Genomic DNA, 20,078 nt, shown 5'->3' with positions numbered 1-20,078 from the left:
AGCTGCGCATGCTTCAAGCTGCAGATCGCCTACTACGAGGCACTGGGGCTGGAGGGGCTGCGCGCATACGCCAGGACACTGCAATACATTCGCGGCAAGGGCTGCATCGCTGTCGCGGACATCAAACGCGGCGACATCGCCGCCACCGCCCAGATGTATGCCAAGGCTCACTTCGAGGGCGAGTTCGAGGCCGACTATGTGACACTCTCGCCGTACATGGGCATGGACAGCATCGAACCATGGCTGCCCTGGGTCCAGGATCATGACAAGGGCGTTTTCGTCCTCATCCGTACCAGCAATCCGGGGGCTGTCGACATCCAGTACCTTGAGCAGAAGTCCGGCGCCCGTGTCTATACAGAAGTCGGCCGGCGTGTCGCCGAGCTTGGGGCACACACCATCGGCACCTGCGGCTACAGCAGTGTCGGAGGCGTTGTCGGCTGCACCCACGTGGAGGAGGCACAGGTTCTGCGTCAGCAGCTGAGCACTGTCTTCTTCCTCGTCCCCGGCTATGGCGCTCAAGGCGGCACGGCTGCAGACGTTGCGCTGTACCTCACAAATGGCAATGGCGGCATCGTCAACTCCAGTCGCGGCATCCTGCTGGCGTGGAAGAAGCAGGAAGGCGGTGCTGCGCACTTCGACGACTGTGCCGGGGCCGAGGCGAAACGCATGCGGGATGATATCCACGCGGCCGTGAACGCGCTGCAGACATGACCAACCTGTCGCCTGCGTACATTGAGGGGGCGACGGTCCTCTCGCAGGAACGCCTGACCGAAGACGTCTACCGTCTGACCGTCGCAACCACGACTGGCGGTGCTCCCGGTCAATTCTACATGGTACGCGCCTGGGAACGTGAACCACTGCTGGCGCGCCCTCTCAGTGTCCACAGCGTAGACGAGGACACTGTCAGCTTCCTCTACCAGGTACGCGGCAGGGGAACCGAATTGCTGGCGCGCCTCGACGAAGGAGGCAAGGTAGCCCTGACCGGACCGTTGGGACACGGCTTCCACACCGAGGAGCTGTGCGGCAGGATAGCCATCGTGACCGGCGGCATCGGCATTGCCCCCATGTTTTGCCTCGCACGCACGCTGCCAGCTGGTGACGTCACCGTCATCGCGGGCTTCAAGAGCACCCCCTACGCGGTTGCCCAATTCGTGGACCTCGGCGTGGACGTACGGGTCGCAACGGAAGATGGGTGTGACGGCACCAGGGGATTCTGTACGGCGATCTTTGACCCACATATATATGACATGGTGGTGACATGCGGACCCATGTCCATGATGGCGCGCGTGGCACACCTGTGCGCTGAAGCCGGCGTCCCCTGCCAGGCTTCTCTCGAAGCACATATGGCGTGCGGCGTCGGCGCTTGCCTGGTCTGTTCGTGTGCGACGGTCCTCGGCAACCAGCGCGTCTGTGCCGACGGTCCGGTGTTTGACGCAGCGGAGGTGGTCTGGCATGCTTGAGACGACATTGTGCGGCATCACGCTCAAGAATCCGGTCATCGCGGCGTCAGGTACCTTTGGCTTTGGCGCCGAATACAGCCAGTTCTTCGACGTCGGCCGTCTGGGCGGCATCTGCTCCAAAGGCCTCACGTTACATCCACGTGAGGGCAATCCAGGTCTGCGTGTGTGGGAGACGCCCGCAGGCATGATGAACTCGGTGGGACTCCAGAACCCTGGCATCCCCGTCTTCCTGGAACGCGAGCTGCCACGCATGCGCACGCTGGGCACAGCCATCATTGCCAACGTCGGCGGCGATGACCTGGAAGATTATGTCGAAGGCGTCCAGCTGCTCTCCAATGCCGAGGGGATCGACATCATCGAACTCAACATCAGCTGTCCCAATGTACGCGAAGGCGGTATGGCCTTCGGCATCAAGTGTGACGCAGCCGCCAGTGTCGTGGCCGCTGTCCGACCTGTCTGCGCCAAGCCGCTCATGGTTAAACTGTCTCCCAATGCCGAAGACATCGTGGCAATGGCGATCGCCTGCGAACGGGCGGGAGCCGACGCCGTTTCACTGGTCAACAGCTTCAAAGCCCTGGCAATCGATATACACACGCGCAAGCCCGTCTTCGACAACGTCACGGCGGGCTTGTCCGGTCCCTGCATCAAGCCAATCGCGCTGCGTATGGTCTGGGAGGTAGCCAGTGCCGTCCACATCCCCGTCGTCGGGATCGGCGGCATCGCTACCTGGCAAGACGCCCTCGAATTCATCATGGCAGGCGCGACCGCGGTGCAGGTCGGGTCCGCAACCTTTGTCAAACCCACCGTCATGCTCGACATCGTGGACGGCCTGGAACGCTACTGTGCAGACGAGCATCTGACCAGCATCGCGACCGTCTGTAGCATTCTCGGGACAGAGACCCCCTTGCCTTAAACAAAAGGGCTCGGGGAAAGCGCCCCTCGCCTGCGAAAAAAGGGCTCGGGAGGTCCCAAAACTGTAACATTCTCAGGAGGAGAATATGACAACTGACGAACTGGTTCTGAACGAACTCAAGGAAACTGGAGCTCTGCTCGAAGGTCACTTCCTGCTCTCGTCCGGCAGACACAGCGATCGCTACGTCCAGTGTGCGAGGCTCCTGCAGTACCCCGACCGCGCGGCCCGCGTTCTGGCAGTCGCGGCCGAACAGTTCCGCCCGGTGCCCTTTGACCTCATCGTGGGGCCCGCTATGGGCGGTATCATCGTTTCGTATGAGCTGGGTCGCCAGTTGGGTAAACAAAGCATCTTCGTGGAACGTGAGAACGGTGTCATGTCGCTGCGCCGTGGCTTTGTTATCGCCGAAGGCACACGCTGCATCATCAGCGAAGATGTCGTCACGACTGGGAAGTCTTCGGAGGAAACCGCGAAGGTCATCCGTGAATGCGGCGGCGAGGTCGTGGGCATCGCGTGCATCGTCAACCGCAGCGCCGAACTCATCCAGTATCCTGTCTGGAGCGCCATCCGCCTCACCATCGAGACCTGGCCTGCAGATGACTGCCCTCTCTGCAAGCAAGGGATCCCCTGGGTGAAACCCGGCAGCAGGGGGAATGCCTGACCTGCCGCGAAATCCAGACATGCTTCTCCTAAACGCATCTGTCCGAGTCTGTTACACTTTGGAACCCCCCGAGCCCTTTTGTTCAAGGCAAGGGAGTCTCTGTCCCGAAGTGTAACAGTCTGGGAGAACGAGAAGTTGCTGACGCGATTTGTCCTTGACAGAAACGTCCACTCCGCTACGCTACCTCTCAACTCAACTCCTCAGCAGCGCAAGCCCTGAGGGATCCGTAAACGGGGGGCAGTCATGGAACGAACGAAAGTAGTTGTGTGCGGAGCAACAGGGATGGTCGGTCAGATCTACGTCGCGATGCTGTCGGACCACCCCTGGTTCGAGCTGGTCGGCGTCGCCGCCAGTGAACGGTCGGCCGGCAAGCAGTACGGGGACGTCGCACGCTGGTACATCCAGGGAGACATTCCGGCCCGCGCACGCAACATGACCATCCTTCCCTGCACGGCCGATGCCATCGCCGCAACCGGTGCCACACTGGTCTTCTCCGCGCTGCCCAGCGACGTTGCCGGCCCCGTCGAGCGGTCGCTTGCGGATGCAGGGGTGGCAGTCGTCGCCGACACGGCATCACACCGCATGGACGCAGACGTTCCGCTGATCGTCCCCGAAGTCAACGCCGACCACCTGGAAGCATTGTCCCTCCAGCGAAAGGGGGGCAAGCGAGGATTCATCGTCACCGGTCCCAACTGCAGTACTGCAGGACTGGTCCTCTCGCTCAAGCCTCTCCAGCTGGCGTTTGGGATTCGACGGGTCATCGTCGTGACGATGCAGGCCCTGTCGGGCGCCGGGTACGCCGGCGTCCCCTCAATGGCCATCATCGACAACCTCATCCCATACATCAAAGGTGAAGAGGAGAAGATGGAGTGTGAGACCCAGAAGATGCTCGGGTCCTGGATGGATGGGGCCTTCCAGCCGGCGAACATCCCCGTCAGCGCCTCGTGCAATCGCGTCGCGGTGCTGGACGGACACACCGAGTCCGTTCTCGTAGAACTCGACCGTCCGGCGTCCCCCGAAGAGGTCGAGAGTGTGATGCGCAGCTTCCAGGGAGAACCCCAGCGCCTGCACCTCCCCACGGCTCCCGACCACCCCATCCTCGTGCGCTCCGAGTCTGACCGTCCCCAGCCGCGCCTTGACCGTCTGGCAGGCGAACCGGCACGAGCCCGCGGTATGGCGGCCGTCGTCGGACGCGTCCGCAGCGATCCCGCATTCGCAACGGGGATCAAGTACACGGTCCTGTCCCACAACACCATCCGCGGCGCTGCGGGCAACGCCGTCCTGACCGCCGAACTGCTGGCGGCGAAGGATCTTCTGTGAAGACCGTCGTGATGAAGTTTGGCGGCGTCCTCGTGCAGGACGCCGCGGCCATCATGCACTCAGCCCAGCTGGTCGTGCAGACGGCACACAAAAACACCCGCGCCGTCGTCGTGGTCTCCGCCATGGCCAGCGTCACCGACGGACTCCTCGACCTGGCCGACAGGGCACGCCAGGGCCATGGCGACGAGGTCGCTCAGGCAGTGGACCTCCTCGAGAGACGGCACGAGGACGCGGTCCAGACGGTCTTCAGCTCGTCCCCTGCGATGGCCGTTCAGCCGGTCGTGGACGAAGAACATGCACTGTTTGTGTCGCTCAGGCAGGCACTGGCGGGCGTCGCCATGCTGCACGAACTCACGCCCCGTTCGCGCGACCTCATCGTCTCGTTTGGCGAACGCTGCTCGGCCCCTATCATGTCCGCAGCCCTCCGTGCGGCGGGCCTGACGTCCAGGTCGCTGACCGGCGGTGAGGCGGGGATCGTGACCGACGACACGTTCGGTAGCGCGGCACCCCTCCTGGAAATCGCTCGGAGAACTGTGCCACGTGCCCTGACGCCTCTGCTGGACCGTGGACTCACTCCTGTTGTCACCGGGTTTGTCGGAGCCAACGAGGAAGGTGTCATCACGACGCTCGGCAGAGGCGGGTCGGACTACACTGCCACCATCCTGGGCGCATGCCTGCCGGCCGACGAGGTGTGGATCTGGAAAGAAGTCGACGGCGTTATGACCGCCGACCCGAAGCTCGTCCCGGACGCCGTCCGTGTGCCGGCCCTTTCATATCGTGAGGTCATGGAACTGGCCTGGTTTGGTGCCAAGGTCCTCCATCCCATGACAGTCGCGCCCGTCCAGGAGGCCGGCATCCCAATTCGCATCCGAAGCGCCTTCCTGCCGGCGTCTCCCGGCACCATCGTGCGCGCTGACGCGCCCGAAACGGGTCCCGTCAAGGCAGTGACCTCTATCCGGAAACTCACAGCGCTGACGATCGGTGGGGCAGCGATGATCGGCACGTCGGACGTCGTCAGCAGAGTCTTTGACCTCCTTGCAACTGCTCAGCTCCCCGTCCTGATGATCTCGCAGAGCTCATCGATGGCCAATGTCTCACTGGTCATGACCCAGACCGACGCCGAACGCGCCACGCGCCTGCTGCACAAGGAATTCGTCGGCAGCACGGCCATCCGGGACATCACCGCCACACCGCATGTCGCAGTCGTCGCCGTCGTAGGTGACGGCATGCGCGGAACACCCGGCGTCGCTGCCCGCCTGTTCACCTCGCTGGCATCCGAAAATATCAACCTGCTCATGATCGCCCAGGGCTCCAGTGAAGTCAACATCTCGGTGCTCATCGCCGAGAAAGAGGTTCAGCGGGCCGTGCGTGCTATTCACGCCGCATTCGGCCTGGCGGCAACGACGTAGCCAAACGTCAGGACAAGGTGCTCCGGCTACTACAGGAATGACGGCGGCATACCCCTCCCCTGTAACACATTCGTACTTCACACAAAGGTAGATGGGATAACGGACAACGGTGATACAATAAATGCAGATGGCCTTGAGCGATCCAGCAATTTGCGGAAAGACAAGGAGGTAGCGGAATGACACAGAAATACGAAATCTACAAGTGCGAAGTCTGCGGCAACATCGTTGAAGTGAGCCATGAGGGTGTGGGCGAACTTGTCTGCTGTGGGCAACCAATGACAAAGATGGTCGCAAAATCCACTGAGGAAGGGAACGAGAAGCACCTGCCGGTTGTCGAAAAGGCAGAGCGTGGAACTATAATCAAAATCGGATCTGTTCCACACCCGATGGAAGAGAAACACTACATCGAGTGGATCGAAGTATTCATGAAAGATGGCAAAGTCATGAAAATACCGCTGCATCCTGGAGACAAGCCCGAAGTGCATATCGGCCACAGCGTCGAGGACTTGCTTGAGGTAAGGGAATACTGCAACGTCCACGGGCTCTGGTCCAAGAAGCTGGCATAGAGTAGACAAAATCCCTCGAGAAAACACTCCATAGGCAGCTCATCAGCAGGCGACATAGGGTCCTATCCCGTGTGCCTTTGTCGTACAATCGCCAGCCCTTTGAGACAACAAACCCCAAAGGGCTGGCGAGATAGATATTCGTACAGTACAACCAAGCAACAGAGTTGAGCTGGATGCCACGAAGTAGTTCGCCACGGCGGGGACAGACGATAAACCTCGAACGTTTGTACGCTGCACCCTCCGTTCTATACTGACTCCATGAACCTGCGCACCAGACTGTCTATAGTTGCTCTCATTGGTTTGACCATCTTCGTCGCGATGTTCTACGTCCTGGCTAGTGTGACCATCGACAGAACGTATGCCCGCCTCGACAGTCAGAACGTCGAACGCCAGGTTCTGCGAGCTCATTCGTACTTGAGCTACTCTCTTGACACGCTGGGACGCACCTGCTCCGACTGGGCCTACTGGGACGATACGTATCAATTTGTCCTCGACCACAACACCGTGTATGCAGACTCGAACCTTACTCCCGACAGTCTAGCCACGATAAATGTGGATATCATGGTGTTTCTGGATACGAGTGGCAAGGTCGTCTCTGCCAGGTTCCAAACCCCCATAAACCATGACCCGGATAACACTCCACCGGACCTCATCGTACAGTTCAGATCCGGAACAGCGCTCTTGGCACAGACACTGCGTCAGCCTGGCCTTACCGGTTGCATGTTTGTCGGCGGACATATGGCATTCGTGGCTGCGCGTCCTATCCTGACAAGCGCAAGCACCGGTCCGGCACGGGGAGTGCTGGTTTTCGTGCAATATCCCAATGAAGCTTTCTTCGCCGGCATGGCTGAGACGATCGGCGGCAACGTGACCTTCCAGGCTGCCGATCAAGTCCAGCCAGAAACTGTCGAGTCGCGGGCGCTCACCCTGCTCGCCACGGGACAGCCCACCGTCGGTCTGCCAGCAGGAACTGACGAGGTCCGCGGATTCATGAAGCTCTCTGACCTCTCTGGAAGTACTACTCTCCTCCTCTCGACCACTGCAAAGCGTACCCAGTCTGCCGAGATCACCCGGCTGAAACGCATAATTGTTGCAGTTACCAGCATGATAGTTTTCCTGCTGTTGGGCCTCGCCCTGCTCGTCCTGAACCATACGTTCATGAGGAGAATCGCTTCGCTGGGTCGTCAGGTGACAGAGGTCGGACACACCAGCGACCTCACACTGCGCGTGCGCCTGCCCGGATCGGACGAACTCGCGCAGCTGGCCACAGATGTCAACGCAACCCTGGAGTCGCTGCAACAGACTCAGCGGGACAAGGACGCGATGGCGGAGGAATTGGAGCGGGATCGGAAACGACTGCATGACTACTTCGACCACGCACACGACCTCATCTTCGCACTGGACTCAAGTGGCAAGGTGACCCTGGTCAACCAGTCCGCATGCTCGGTTCTTGGGTACGAAGAGAAAGACCTGCTTGGTCGCAGTATGCTTGACATCGTCAGCCCGGACAGCCGCGAGTTCATGCTCAGGGCCAACGATGAAATCGGAAGCGGGGACAGTGTGGCAAGGACCATCGACGTTCTGACACGTGACGGGAACCGCCGAACCCTGGATCTGAGCGGCCAGCGCCTCTGGGACAACGGACAGCCGACAGGCACCTTCTACATCGCCCGGGACATCACCGATCGGCTTCGCATGGAACACGAGTTGCTGCACAATGAGGCCCTGGCATCGCTGGGCACACTGGCCGCTGGTATCGCCCACGACTTCAACAACGTTCTGACAGTGGTCAAGGGAAGCATCTCCCTGGCAAACTCGTCTCTGGAGGAACCCACTGAGTCGCAGCACCACCTGGAGGTTGCGCGCGTAGCAGTGGACCGCGCTCAGGCCCTCGCCGGCCAGCTGTTGACCTTCTCCCGTGGTGGCGCCCCAGTCAAGGAGAACGTCGACGTCGAGTCCATCGTCCGGGAAGTGGCGAGATTCGTCCTCAGCGGCTCAGGTATCGCACTACAAGTGAATGTTGATGGAATCCTGCCCGCCGTGGAAGCTGATCGCAACCAGCTCTTTCAGGTCGTGCAGAATATCATCCTGAACGCGCGGGACGCGATGCCGTCGGGGGGCACACTGGACATTGCTCTTCGCTGTCAGACGGTGTCGGAGGGACATCCCTTCGGCATCGCCGCACCCGGAGACTACGTCGTCATCCGCATAGCAGATAGCGGTTCCGGCATCGCCCCGGAAGATATGAAGCTCCTGTTCGATCCCTTCTTCACGACAAAGCCGTCAGGACACGGAGTCGGCCTCTCAACGGCACGGTCCATCGCCAGGCGACACGGGGGGGACCTGCTCATCGAGTCGGTTGCAGACACGGGAACGACAGTCTGGCTGTGCCTGCCTGTCGCCAATGGGCCTGTGACCCAAGCCCAGCTCGCGAAGCCAGAGAAGGGACCCGACTCCACTACCGGCCGCCTCCTGGTCATGGATGACGAGCAGACCGTAGCTGACGTAACATGCGCGATGGCCCGGCATCTTGGTTACGAGACGACCTCGGTACCAGATGGGGAAGCCGCGCTCACTGCCTATACGCAAGCAGTGACCGATCATCACCCCTTCGACCTGGTTATCATGGACCTGACGGTCCCGGGTGGCATGGGAGGTCGAGAAGCGGTCCAGAAGCTGCACGAACTCTATCCCGACGCCCGCGTCATCGTCTCCAGCGGCTACTCCGACGACGCTTCGATCGCCGAGTACGCCCAGTGCGGCTTCATCGCATCCCTCGCCAAACCCTACACGATGGAGCAACTGGAGCACGTCCTGCGCGAATCGTCCAGACCGCCGCTGAGTTCATAGCAGTCAGAGCCTGCCTTCGTCCAGTCACGTCCGGGCTGGTTTGTCTCCGTTGTTCCCCCGAGCCCTTTTGTCCAAGGCCCCCGAGCACTTTATTCCCATGCGAGGGGTGCTTCTGAGGGGTGCTCCTCCGTGAAGGCCGGAACCCATGTGTCAATGACCTCCTGGCTTCCAGGAGCCACGATAGGCAACCCCGACAATCGCAGTCGGAGGGTTTTCAGACGTGATACTCAGGGCTATAGATCATTGCCTCCAGTTGTTCCCTCCGGAGAGATACTATCGATGAGCTTGTCCAAGGACTCTTGTCTAGCGCCGAGACCGGCTCCGTCCCGGGCCACCCTCAGATACTCGATTGCCTCCTTGTCCTGACCAGCCGCGTGGAGGGCCAGTCCCAACGCGTATGCAGCATTATGCCCCTGCTTGGGATCATCCAGGAACGTCCTGAAGTAGGCACATGAGGGCTCGAAGCGCTTCCTCATGATCGCCAACGAGATCGCGAGAAATGGGTAGTTCATAACCAGGAACAAGCAGTCATCCCAGCGTTCTTGTATCCGATACTTGGATATGGCTGATTGCATGGCCTGACGAGGACGCATTGGCTCCTTCACAAACGTTTCAAGAAGCTCCTGAGCCGATACTCCGGTCAAGTCGAGGTGAAAGAGAGAGTCCCATACGGTTGCGGTAATAGCCATGCCCCTGCGTCTGAGACGATTCAGAAGATCCAGACCCTGTCTATAGTTCGTCGCATTGCGTATGACAAGACCGCCGATTTCGGGGGTCAGCACGACACCGTCTCTCTCCATACTATCAAGAATCCATACACCGGACTCACAGTCCGTGGTGAGACGCAGAAGAATCTGATAGGTATTCTCATCGGGCCGAATGCCGGAACGTCTCATATCGTCTACGACTTTGTGAGCTTCATCAAGATTAGGTGTCTTCCGCAGGATGACGTTGAAACAAGCCACATCCAGATGAAAACCAACTGACTTTGCTTTGCGGCGAACACGCTCGATCGACTCATCGGTTGAGGCGAGATGAAGAAGCGGCTGAACTACTCTGGTATCAATGGTAATGCCTTCAGCGACAAGCCTATCCATCCAGTCCAAAGCCTCATCCAGCCCGAGCGAGTGGTATACCAAGGCAATTAAGGTATGCAGAGTAGGTTGCAAACCCAACGCACGCGCCTTCTCGTACCAGTCGCATGCGTTTCGATTGTCCGGAGACCGCTTGATCATGGTATTGAAGGTTACGATGTCTGGGACAACGTGCCTTCCAGTTAGCTCCGTCACCCACGCCTCAGCTGTCGGATAGTCGGGAGCCTTTTCCAACAACATGTTGAGGGTGAACACATCAGGCCTAATTCGACTACGGCGCATGGACTCGTACCAGGCCAGCGCTGTTTCGTAGTCTGTAGACTTGTTCATCATCATACTATAGGCGGGCGTTGGCATGACGATGCCCCGCTTCTCCATTGCGTCAAGCCATTGCATAGCAGTAGCATAATCGGGCGACTTAATCACCATGCCCGCGTACATGAACGACGTAGGCTCAACCCCATTCAAGCTCATTTGGTCCATCCAAGCTTTTGCGGTCTCGTAGTCGGGCGACTTAGCCAAGAGACACCCGTACGTTTTGTCATTGGGACGAACTCCCGCATCACACATCTCACTAAAGCAGTCAACGGCTGCCCCGTAGTCCGGTGCTTTGGCCAGGAGCGTGCTGTAACTCACGACATTCGGCTCTACGCCCCGACGCTCCATCTCTGACAACCATGCTCGAGCCTCGCCAAAGGTCGCACTCTTGTTCATGAGCATGCTATACACGTAGACATTCGGCTCGATCCCCTCTGACACCATCCGCTCAAATACGCGTCGCGCCTGTTCATAGTCGGGTTGGCTGTTGAGGAGAATACTCCAACGCTTGGCTACATGCAGCTGTGTCTCGGATGGCCTGTCTGATAGTCGTTGTGTCTCCCTGTTCAGACGCTTCTCCAGCTCCATCAAGAGCTCATGAGCCTTCGCCTCACGACCAGTCTCAGACAAAGTGAACCTGTAGATCGGCAGAAGATCCGACTCCAGAAGGTTCTCCAGACGCAGATCCTTCAGGGAGTAAAGCCGATAGTCATCCTCAACGTGTTCCGGCTTGAGATCAGGTGGCCGACGGGCGAAATCAACCAGTTCGAGGTCGAAGTCATCGCATACGTAGACTCTCACAGCCTCGTCAACCAACACCTCGTTTGGAAGGCAGTACTTGTTCGCGCGTGTCGCCCGGATCCCGCTCGTACCGACGTAGCCCGACCGCTTCTTCGTGCCCTTTCCTCCACAGATACTGATCCTGAGTGAGGGCACGTTATCGACCGGCACCGCTGCCATTTTCGCCAACTGGGAACGAAAACGTCTGGACATTATTACTCCCAAACAACACAGCGCCTGCAGATCATTCTCGTTCTCCGTCAGGAGTTGGAAACCATCGCCTGTGGAGTGTTGATGTACGGCGCTTAGTCCGAGCGGCTCGAGCAGTGGATCCAGGTATTTGTCCAGAGCGTCATCAAAACGGTCAGTGGCGACGCTCGATCTCCTGTCTCTCTGACTCGTTGATCGTATCATGTCGATGAGAAAACAGTAAACGTAACTGTGGGCTGTACCAGCAGCATCACTCGTAGTGTTGCTCACAAGTTCTGAGTCTGTCATGGCCCCCCCGTCTAGACAACGGACAGTGCAATGCTCACTGAAATGGCGACAAGAGCAACAGTCAGTAGGATTATGGACACTCGGAAGAACGCGAGTTTTCGGCTGATAATGACTGCGTCTCCCACAATCGAACGAGCAAGATCTACCTCGACTGCGCGAATGTCAAACTCATCGTATCCGTATCTCCTCGCCAACGTTTCGACATATTCCTTTGCACTATATAGCCGGATGAATTCAAAGTAATGGAGATTGTCGTCTGGCTTCAATCGTCCTTTGTCTGCTTTGAAGGCTGGATACAGTGAGGGGATCATTGAGCACGAGGCCAAAATAAGAGCTCCTGTCACACAGACGAGAAAACCCCATAGCATGAGACGCACAAGCGGCAAAGACGTCACAAATTCCTTGACTAACGAAATACTGCCCACAAGAGTTCCACCGCCAAAAACGAGCACCAAAGTGTTCTTGGCTTCAGCGAATTTCAGCCAGCCCTCGACGTTCTCAAGGATGTTCCGCAAAGTCCTTTCCACGACAGCCCCCCTCCAGCGTTTGCCCAAGCAGCTCTTCTTTGGGTAATCAGAATTGGCACTTGGCATTATAGCTCGCCCGATTGTCTTGGTCAAACGCCGAGTTGCATCACGTTATTTAACGTGATGCAACTCGCGCTGACGCTCTGCGCCCTTTTGCGCTATACTGCCTCATATTGATTGACACAGCAAAAGGAGACGGCATGGCTGAAGCAGCACCAATCGGGTTCGTCCTGGGCACCAAGCCCGCATCGTCGCTGGAGTTCTATGTCCTCGTCGACCAGCACAACTACCTGGAGATGGATGATGTCGTCTTCGTGCGATCGGCCGTCGAAGGGTATGCCGGCGTCGAGGCCGTCACCTTCTACGGCACTGTCATCGAGGTCCAGCAGTACCATGAGGGCATCACCTTCGACAGTGACACGACCATCGTACGCCAGGGCATCCTGCCCGCGGGCGTCGCCTATGTTGGCAAAGTGCAGGTCACCAAGCTGGAACCCGAGGTCTTTGTCGCCCCGCACCCGGCCGACTTCGTCTACCGCGCCACCGGCGCAGACCTGGACAAAGCGCTCAGCTTCGACGTCATGAAGCAGCGCGTGCCCGTCGGCATCATGCGCAACAAGGAGCCCTTCTACGTCAACTTCGAGTTCCTCAACGGTGCCAAAGGTGCGCACGTCAGCATCAGCGGTGTCAGCGGCGTGGCTACCAAGACGTCGTTCGCCCTCTTCCTCCTGTACTCCATGCTCCACTTCGAGGGCACGAAGCAGGGCGACCAGCAGATGCAAGACGGCATGCCGTCCGCCGACAAGGCAGCCGCGCGCAGCATCGTCTTCAACGTCAAGGGCGAGGACATGCTGTTCCTCGACAAGCCCAACAAGGGCCTGACCGACGACCACCGCGCCGTCTACGCGAAGATGGGTCTGCCCACCATGCCCTTCACCGACCTGCGCTTCTTCACGTCCCCCAAGGCGGACAGCGAGGTCCCCTCGCCCAGCACCGAGCAGCGCCAGGAGGGCGTCACCCCCTACGTCTGGACCATGCGGCAGTTTGCGCAGGACCGCCTGCTCCCCTTCCTCTTCGCCGAGGGCGACCAGGAGACGACCAACCTCTACGGCCTCATACAGCACCTCACCAACCGGCTGGACTACCTGGCCTCCGACCGCAACATGGAGAACGACGCCCACAGCGGAGCCCTCGTGTACCAGGGCCAGACCATCGGCGACCTGCACGACCTCATCACCATCCTGGAGACCGACATCATGGGACCGGCCGATTCCGAGGACGAGGGCAAGAAGGGCAAGCGCCCGTCATCCGGCGGTTGGTTCACCTCCTTCGACAACCAGGGCACCCAGCTGGCCTTCCTGCGCCGCCTGCGCGTGGCGGCCGACGCCATGAAGGGCGTGATACGCAGCGACGTGGACCACCCCGACAAGTACCGCTTCGAGTTCAACCAGCACCGAGTCACCGTGGTGGACATCAGCAAGCTCAAGCCCGTGGCGCAGAAGTTCATCGTGGGCAGCACCCTCAAGATGCTGATGACGCAGAAGGAAGCCCAGGGCCGCAAGCCCTACGTCTTCGTCGTCCTCGACGAGCTCAACAAGTACGCCCCGCGCGAAGGACACAGCCCCATCCAGGACATCCTGCTCGACATCGCCGAGCGTGGCCGCTCCCTGGGCGTCATCCTCATCGGCGCCCAGCAGTCCGCCAGCCGGGTCGAGAAGCGCATCACCGGCAACGCCAGCATCCGTGTCAACGGGCGCCTCGACTTTGCCGAGAGCCAGAGCCCCGAGTACGACTACCTGCCCGAGTCCTTCCGCCTGCGCAGCACCATCATCAAGCCCGGCACCATGATCGTGCACCAGCCCGACATCCCCGCCCCCGTCCTCATCAACTTCCCCCTCCCCGCCTGGGCCACCCGTGGCGAAGAGGTCGATGACCAGGACCTGGACAGGGCAGCACGAGAGTTTGCGGAGAAGTTCTAGGATGACAAAACTATCATTCGGAGAGGTGAAACGTGGTTGATCGATCAGAACCCCTGCGGAAGCTCCCGTTCTCACAGCGATTTGGATTCGCCCCGCCACCGACGCCTCTTGCCCTGAACCTTGTCTCAGAGATCCTCTGGACGGACCTCTTCAACACGATAGTACTGACCTGCTCGATGGGCGACGACAAACACGGGGAGAATCTCGCCCTGGATATTTGGATGCACTTCCTCCATATGCCGCTGGAACAAATTCCCCGTTCGCAGTCCTACAGAGTCATCAGCTTCGGAGACGTGGTAAGGTACGTCAGGGACATTCAGCCACCGGCCCCAGATCTCCGAGTCTACGATCTGCTTGAATTCGTGTGTTCTGACCCCCACACTCACTCACTGCTGCAGCAGCTCCATACACTGGCCAACCAAGATTTCGAGCGAGATTTCGCCGCCGTCCGGCTGATAGATGGTCTAGTGACTCCTATCACAGATGAACAACAGCGAGCGACAATCGAAATCGCCATGCAGACTCCTCTTGCGGGAGTCCGAACTCAGTTGCACAATTCGTTGGATCTGATGTCTGATCACGATGACCCCAAATACGGTGACTCCATCAAGAACAGTATCGGTGCAGTCGAAACACTGTGCCGCAAGATAACCGGCGAGAATAAGGCCACTCTGGGCCAGGCCCTCAAGCGGATCAAGGACACTGGGATGCAACTCCACCCTTCCCTGGAGAGAGCGTTTGGACACCTGTATGGCTACACGAGCGACGAATCTGGTGTCCGTCATGCGTTGATGGATGAAGGCCATCTGGAATTGGAGGATGCCAGGTACATGCTTGTGACCTGTTCAGCTTTTGTCAACTACCTCGTGGTCAAAGCGGACAAGGCGGGAATCCAGCTTTAGTTCTGCGACCGAAACAGCTCTCTTACATGCTTGACGTAGGGGCGCTCGGTTGTGCTGAACAACTTCTCCAGGCCCTGCTCATCAAAGCCAATCTCACGCAGGAACGAGATCCGGGCAAGGGCTTCCAGTTTGTCGGTTGCATTGATCAGTTCCAGCCCGTTGACCGCATCGTTTCTTCTTCTGCTGTCAAGGTGAATGAGGACGTTGCGCGTATCCCTGACGCTCTTCACAAAACTACTCTGTTGATCTACAGTCGTCTGCAGCAACTCGGCATTGGTGTCGATGATGCTGCTAATCCTATATAGCAGGCTTGGTTCATTGCTCCGTTGCAGCCTTTCAGTCAGCCATGACCGGTCTTCCTCTGCGACAGCTGCTAGAATACGACTTCTCTTGACCAAAAACTCCTCTGGAGATAGCACGTCGTTCGAGCTGGTTCTTCGATGAAGATACTCCAGTGACTGCGCGGCATCCAGGAACCTCCATTTGGAGTAGGAGTGGAAGCTGCCTGTTTCAGGAACGAGGAGAGGAAGGAGAAGATCGTACTCTTCGGGCTGTGCGAGAATCCGAACGAGCGCATCTACTAGATTGGCTTCTTTCAAGTCGACGTATGTGAGCAACATGTCGTCGCACGACAATCCGCTATATGGCGCCCCCTCTGTCATTCCGTAGTACCATACCATCATGGGACGATAGTATGGCTTCTCCTGTCCGTCTCCTGTTGGGAGCATGTCCTTCGCTTCCTCACTGGTACACGAGAAGAACGGAATCTGAATGGCACTCAGTGTCATGAGGGAGAGAAACTCGCCTATCAATGGGAGAGTCTTTCGGGCATCCTCAAGAGACACGTGCTCCGAAAACGAAATTGTAAGGAACGAGCCTTGTTGCATCGACAGGCTTCTCGAAGGGATCACATCGAACGAGAAACCTCCCCGCACGCAGATTTCCCCGGTGATATTGCCAGCCTTTCCTAGCGGGAGTTCCCTTGAACCGAAAGGCTGAAGCGTCAACCCTTTCGGGTGTGAATTCAAGTCAGAGCACCAGGAAGTCTTGCTCCAATCCATCAGAATAGGAAGTGAGACAGTGATGTTTCTGACTTTGAATTCCGTGAATGAGTCTATGTGCACCCCGAAGATAGCTGCGCTGACGAAGAAGACTTCTGTCAGCAGACTTCCGAACGACGTCGTTTCTATTAGGGTGAGACCTTGCAGTGTGCAGAAACTGCCTTCTAGTACGCCCAGAATGATAGGTATCGACTTACGCTCGAAGGAAAGTACCGACTGCATGCCCTCAATGAAACTGACCTGACGATCGACTGTCAATTTCATCTGACCGTTTCTGTCCAGAGAGAGCATTCCAGGAAGAGACGTATCGTGAGCGTCTGGCAGTTGCCACGTTCCCCGAATCTCTTCCGCCCGATATAACCGCTCGACGATGCTATCGCTGGACATGTGCGTCTCCTATGTCTGGTGACTGGAATGCTTGGTCGATCTGACCTCGTACAAGAATTGTCCTCGACAGTGCGGTCACGATGCGGGAATAGTGCTGGGTGTCGGGAGCGGTGAGGAAGCGGCCTTTGCGGTCTTTGAGCCATTTGGCAAGGACCTGGTAGCCGCCGATCTGGTAGGTCCAGAGGTCGGGGGTGACACCATCGAAGTACTGGGTAGGATTGATGCTGACGCGCCCGCGGTCGGCGTCATACTCGACCTTCTTAACCGCGCCATCACCCTTGCCGCAGAAACGGCTGATGGGGTTGTCGAGCTCGGACGAACGCATCAGGTGCAGGTCAATGAGCTGCTGACCCAAGTCGGCCAGTGCGAGGAAGGTGTCACGGTCCCTGATGAGGGGAATGCGGGGGAAATCAGTCTTGAGGAATTCGACGTAGCGTCGAGCATACGCCGCCGATTCAAGCACCGCATAGACATAGGCGAAGATGTTCTCTGGTGAAGCAATGCTTCCGAAGCATTCGGTCAGCTGAGACATGAAATGAGCCTCAATGTTGGGTTTGCGATGCGCCACGCGGTCTCTGGTTTCCACAAATATGTCGGTAGAGCCTTTCACGGAGTCGTAGAGATACAGCGGGAACACGAACCCGTTGTTCGAGGTCTTGGGCGACATGCAGATGACCTCGACAATGTGGTTCGTCACTTGGACGTGGTGAAAAGTCTCGCCTTTGGTCATGCGCGATGTGATGATGGCTGAATTGGAGCCTGCCAGCATGTTCTGCATCACTTCCGGATGCGGCCTGCAGAGGAATCCACGGGAGTGGCCAGTGTAGTAAGTGTAGCGCACATCAAAAGGTCGATACAGGATCGGAACGACTCTGTCCTGTGATAGTCCACTGCGACGGATGTCTTCTTGCGCAAGTTGCACTTGCCAGCTCGCCGTATCCTTTCCCAGGTGAAATGCTTCACGAGCTTCCTCAGGGGATATGCTGATAAACCTGTTGACCGTTTGCCACACCTGCTCGGGCGTAAACTGAATCGTCAATTTGTCGCGCGCGGTAACAATCCCAACGACTGATACGGGGAAAATTTCGGTCACCTTGGGCCACTGTTCGTATTCTGGCGCCAGTGTGGCATCCTGCGGAACGAAGAGGTACATATCGCCACGTGGTTTCAGCTCTTGCCATGCCGTCTGCGTCATCTGTTCATTGCCCAGCACACGATACTTGGCGTCGCGCTTACCCCATAGATCGCCGTACCAGATGCCCTTTGGAACTCCGTTGCACTTGACCGCGACAACGATCGCAACGCCCTGCCGAATATCGAACACGTTCTCGTCCTTGCTGCCGTCAGGACACTGCTCCTTCCTGAGCGAATTGCCATGCAAGTTGAGGATGTGCAACTGGTCAAAGGACGCCATCAGCGACTGGCGCATGCCACGGAACGTCGGGTTGTCCAGGTAGCTGTGATTGGTGATGAAGCCAAGGACGCCTTCGCCCGCTTGGTCGATCTTCCACTGCGCAAAGCGGATGAACTTGACGTAGTCGTCATCTAGCCAGGTTTTCCTCTCGCCCAACGGTTTCCCATCCACCTGCTTATAGTCATTGAGGAGGTTCATAATCCACGCGCCTTTGTTGGTGCTGACTCCCGAGTACGGCGGATTGCCCATGATCACCAGGACCGGCTGGGTCGTCTTCACGGCCTCGGCCATGTGGGATTCGTCTGCCAGAGGCGACAGGCCGGGGATAGGGTTCTGCTCGGCCGTGCTGACGTCCAGCGTATTGGTGAGGTACAGCTTGAAGCGGTCGTCGGAACTCATGGTGTAGCCCAACTCAGTGAGCAGGGTGCCCATGCGCAGATGCCCGATGGCATACGGGGCCATCATCAGCTCAAAGGCGTAGAAGTCGCGCAGGACATGTCCCTTGATCCAGCTGTCCAGACTGCCGTCACCGTACTTGGCCTTGTAGGTCTCGGCAGCCAAGCGCACGGCAGTGGCAGGGAAGGTCATGGTGCCCGCCGCAGGGTCGAGGACAGTAACGCTGGGGTCGGCCAGGCCGTCGGGCTTGCCAAAGGAGTCATGCAGGATCTGGTCCACACTGCGGACGATGTAGCTGACGACGGGCTGAGGCGTGTAGTAGACGCCATGCTGTTTCTTTTTGGCCGGGTCGTATTCGCCGAGGAAGGTCTCGTAGAAGTCGGCCACCGGGTCGCGACCGTTCTTGTCGTAACCCTTGAACACCGTATCCGTGTCGGCAACTGCCAGCACATCCGCGATGTCGTCAATGATGACACGCAGGCGTTCGGGAGTGTCGCCAATGGAGATGTACTTGAACAACTTGCGCAGGATGCCGATGGTCGCCGGGATGCCATTGAGCGCAGTCTCGCGGGTAAAGGTGCCGGTCACGCGCATGCGCGCCGCGAACAGGCCATAGGTGATGGTCTGCGCGTAGAGGTCGGCAAAGGTGTCACTGGTCAGGTCGGACATCAGGACTTGCTTAAACTCGCGCATCAGGCTTACCAGATCACTGCTGGAATTCTGCTGCTCATCCTCAACCAGCTGGTCAAGCACCTGACGCTGCAGGAAACGCGTGCGGTCAGCCAGCGCGACGGCCAGCGTCTGCGCTGTATACTCCTTGGGCAACTGGAAGTCGAAGAAGCGTTCAACTAAGTCGCGGAACTGATCCTCGTGCTGAAACGGCACCTTGATGCCCGCTTGCAGCGCCTGCAGAGATCCGATCGTCACGGGCTGGCCCATTGGCTGTCCGAAGCGGTAGAGCCGGAACTCCAGGAAGTTGGTGAGGATGACGTTGGGGAAGGCGGCGCGGTAGCGCTTGAGCTGCTCGCTGACTTCGACGTGGTCCAGGTTGGTGACGCCCGGCTCCTTGGCCTCGATGTAGCCGGTGACATGCTGCTGGCCGCTCCAGACACGCATGTCCGGGTTGCCAGCCTCGGTCTGACGAGGGAGGACAGTCAGCGTCGCGTGTGCGCTGCTGAGCTGCGACCCCAGCTCCTCCCAGAGTTGCTTGAGCACATCATAGTACGACTCCTCGCGCGCGTCGCCGCGGTGATACTGCTGCGCGACCGCCCCCAGATACCTTTCCACCGATGCCCTGAACGTCATGTCCCCTCCCTGGGTCCACCGAACGTTTCTATGTCAAGCATTGTAGCGCAAAATGAGACAAACTGGACTCCCGCCTGCGCCGAAAGCACCCCTCACCTTGAACAGAAAGGCTCGGGGGGGAGTGACGGATTAGTCGCCTGCATGGGAGCGACACGTTGACCACGTCTTGTTGTTCCTGCGGAGGCATGAACCACACTGACAAATCCAACGCCAAACGCGAACTTGATGCGATACTGGGGTT

The 20,078-nt window shown here is 58.5% G+C and carries 14 protein-coding genes; 10 read left to right on the top strand and 4 right to left on the bottom strand.

Annotated features, from left to right (window positions below):
• The 8 genes from pyrF to SMC3_RS08970 form a co-directional block, all read left to right on the top strand.
• Positions 1 to 711: orotidine-5'-phosphate decarboxylase (gene pyrF, locus SMC3_RS09005; protein ID WP_119090079.1), on the top strand; the 711-nt coding region annotated here is incomplete at its 5' end.
• A complete protein-coding gene (locus tag SMC3_RS09000; RefSeq protein ID WP_119087651.1) occupies positions 708 to 1,460 on the top strand; it encodes a dihydroorotate dehydrogenase electron transfer subunit in 753 nt (250 codons plus the stop codon). The genes pyrF and SMC3_RS09000, both read left to right, overlap by 4 nt.
• Positions 1,453 to 2,373 carry a dihydroorotate dehydrogenase gene (locus SMC3_RS08995; RefSeq protein ID WP_119087650.1) on the top strand — a complete coding sequence of 307 codons (921 nt, stop codon included), beginning with the start codon at positions 1,453 to 1,455 and terminating at the stop codon, positions 2,371 to 2,373. The genes SMC3_RS09000 and SMC3_RS08995 overlap by 8 nt, the downstream gene beginning before the upstream one ends.
• 85 nt (positions 2,374 to 2,458) lie before the next feature.
• A complete protein-coding gene (pyrE, locus tag SMC3_RS08990; protein ID WP_119087649.1) occupies positions 2,459 to 3,031 on the top strand; it encodes an orotate phosphoribosyltransferase in 573 nt (190 codons plus the stop codon).
• A gap of 243 nt (positions 3,032 to 3,274) precedes the next feature.
• Entirely contained in the window at positions 3,275 to 4,351 is a 1,077-nt protein-coding gene (gene asd / locus SMC3_RS08985) for an aspartate-semialdehyde dehydrogenase (RefSeq protein ID WP_119087648.1), read from the top strand.
• Positions 4,348 to 5,760: an aspartate kinase gene (locus SMC3_RS08980; RefSeq protein ID WP_207799739.1), complete on the top strand. Its 1,413-nt coding sequence runs from the start codon at positions 4,348 to 4,350 to the stop codon at positions 5,758 to 5,760. Before asd ends, SMC3_RS08980 begins: the two co-directional genes overlap by 4 nt.
• Before the next feature lie 176 nt (positions 5,761 to 5,936).
• Positions 5,937 to 6,326 carry a desulfoferrodoxin gene (locus SMC3_RS08975; RefSeq protein ID WP_119087647.1) on the top strand — a complete coding sequence of 130 codons (390 nt, stop codon included), beginning with the start codon at positions 5,937 to 5,939 and terminating at the stop codon, positions 6,324 to 6,326.
• Positions 6,327 to 6,584: 258 nt separating this feature from the next.
• Entirely contained in the window at positions 6,585 to 9,176 is a 2,592-nt protein-coding gene (locus tag SMC3_RS08970) for a CHASE4 domain-containing protein (RefSeq protein ID WP_119090078.1), read from the top strand.
• A gap of 233 nt (positions 9,177 to 9,409) precedes the next feature.
• On the opposite strand, the gene SMC3_RS08965 is transcribed toward SMC3_RS08970, so the two are convergent.
• On the bottom strand, positions 9,410 to 11,581 hold the full coding sequence (locus SMC3_RS08965) for a hypothetical protein (RefSeq protein ID WP_165846715.1): 2,172 nt from the start codon (positions 11,579 to 11,581) through the stop codon (positions 9,410 to 9,412).
• 296 nt (positions 11,582 to 11,877) lie between these two features.
• On the bottom strand, positions 11,878 to 12,393 hold the full coding sequence (locus SMC3_RS08960) for a Pycsar system effector family protein (protein WP_119087644.1): 516 nt from the start codon (positions 12,391 to 12,393) through the stop codon (positions 11,878 to 11,880).
• Positions 12,394 to 12,566: 173 nt separating this feature from the next.
• Here SMC3_RS08960 and SMC3_RS08955 point away from each other — a divergent pair, with 173 nt between their 5' ends.
• Both SMC3_RS08955 and SMC3_RS08950 read left to right on the top strand, forming a co-directional pair.
• The gene (locus tag SMC3_RS08955; RefSeq protein ID WP_207799738.1) at positions 12,567 to 14,372 is read left to right on the top strand and encodes an ATP-binding protein; all 1,806 of its coding nucleotides are present in this window, start codon (positions 12,567 to 12,569) and stop codon (positions 14,370 to 14,372) included.
• A 32-nt stretch (positions 14,373 to 14,404) separates the two neighbouring features.
• Positions 14,405 to 15,274, top strand: coding sequence for an AbiJ-NTD4 domain-containing protein (locus SMC3_RS08950; RefSeq protein ID WP_119087642.1), 870 nt, complete (start codon positions 14,405 to 14,407; stop codon positions 15,272 to 15,274).
• Here SMC3_RS08950 and SMC3_RS08945 read toward each other — a convergent pair.
• Both SMC3_RS08945 and SMC3_RS08940 read right to left on the bottom strand, forming a co-directional pair.
• The gene (locus SMC3_RS08945) at positions 15,271 to 16,722 is read right to left on the bottom strand and encodes a HEPN domain-containing protein (RefSeq protein WP_119087641.1); all 1,452 of its coding nucleotides are present in this window, start codon (positions 16,720 to 16,722) and stop codon (positions 15,271 to 15,273) included. The genes SMC3_RS08950 and SMC3_RS08945 overlap by 4 nt on opposite strands.
• Positions 16,709 to 19,837 (bottom strand): type ISP restriction/modification enzyme, encoded by a 3,129-nt coding sequence (locus SMC3_RS08940; RefSeq protein ID WP_119090077.1) that lies wholly within the window; start codon positions 19,835 to 19,837, stop codon positions 16,709 to 16,711. The genes SMC3_RS08945 and SMC3_RS08940 overlap by 14 nt, the downstream gene beginning before the upstream one ends.
• Positions 19,838 to 20,078: the final 241 nt, after the last annotated feature.

The sequence above is a fragment of the Candidatus Cryosericum hinesii genome, assembly GCF_003570985.1.
GTDB lineage: Bacteria > Caldisericota > Caldisericia > Cryosericales > Cryosericaceae > Cryosericum > Cryosericum hinesii.
The sequence above is the reverse complement of the archived record's forward strand: the minus strand, read 5'-3'. Positions and strand labels throughout refer to the sequence as shown.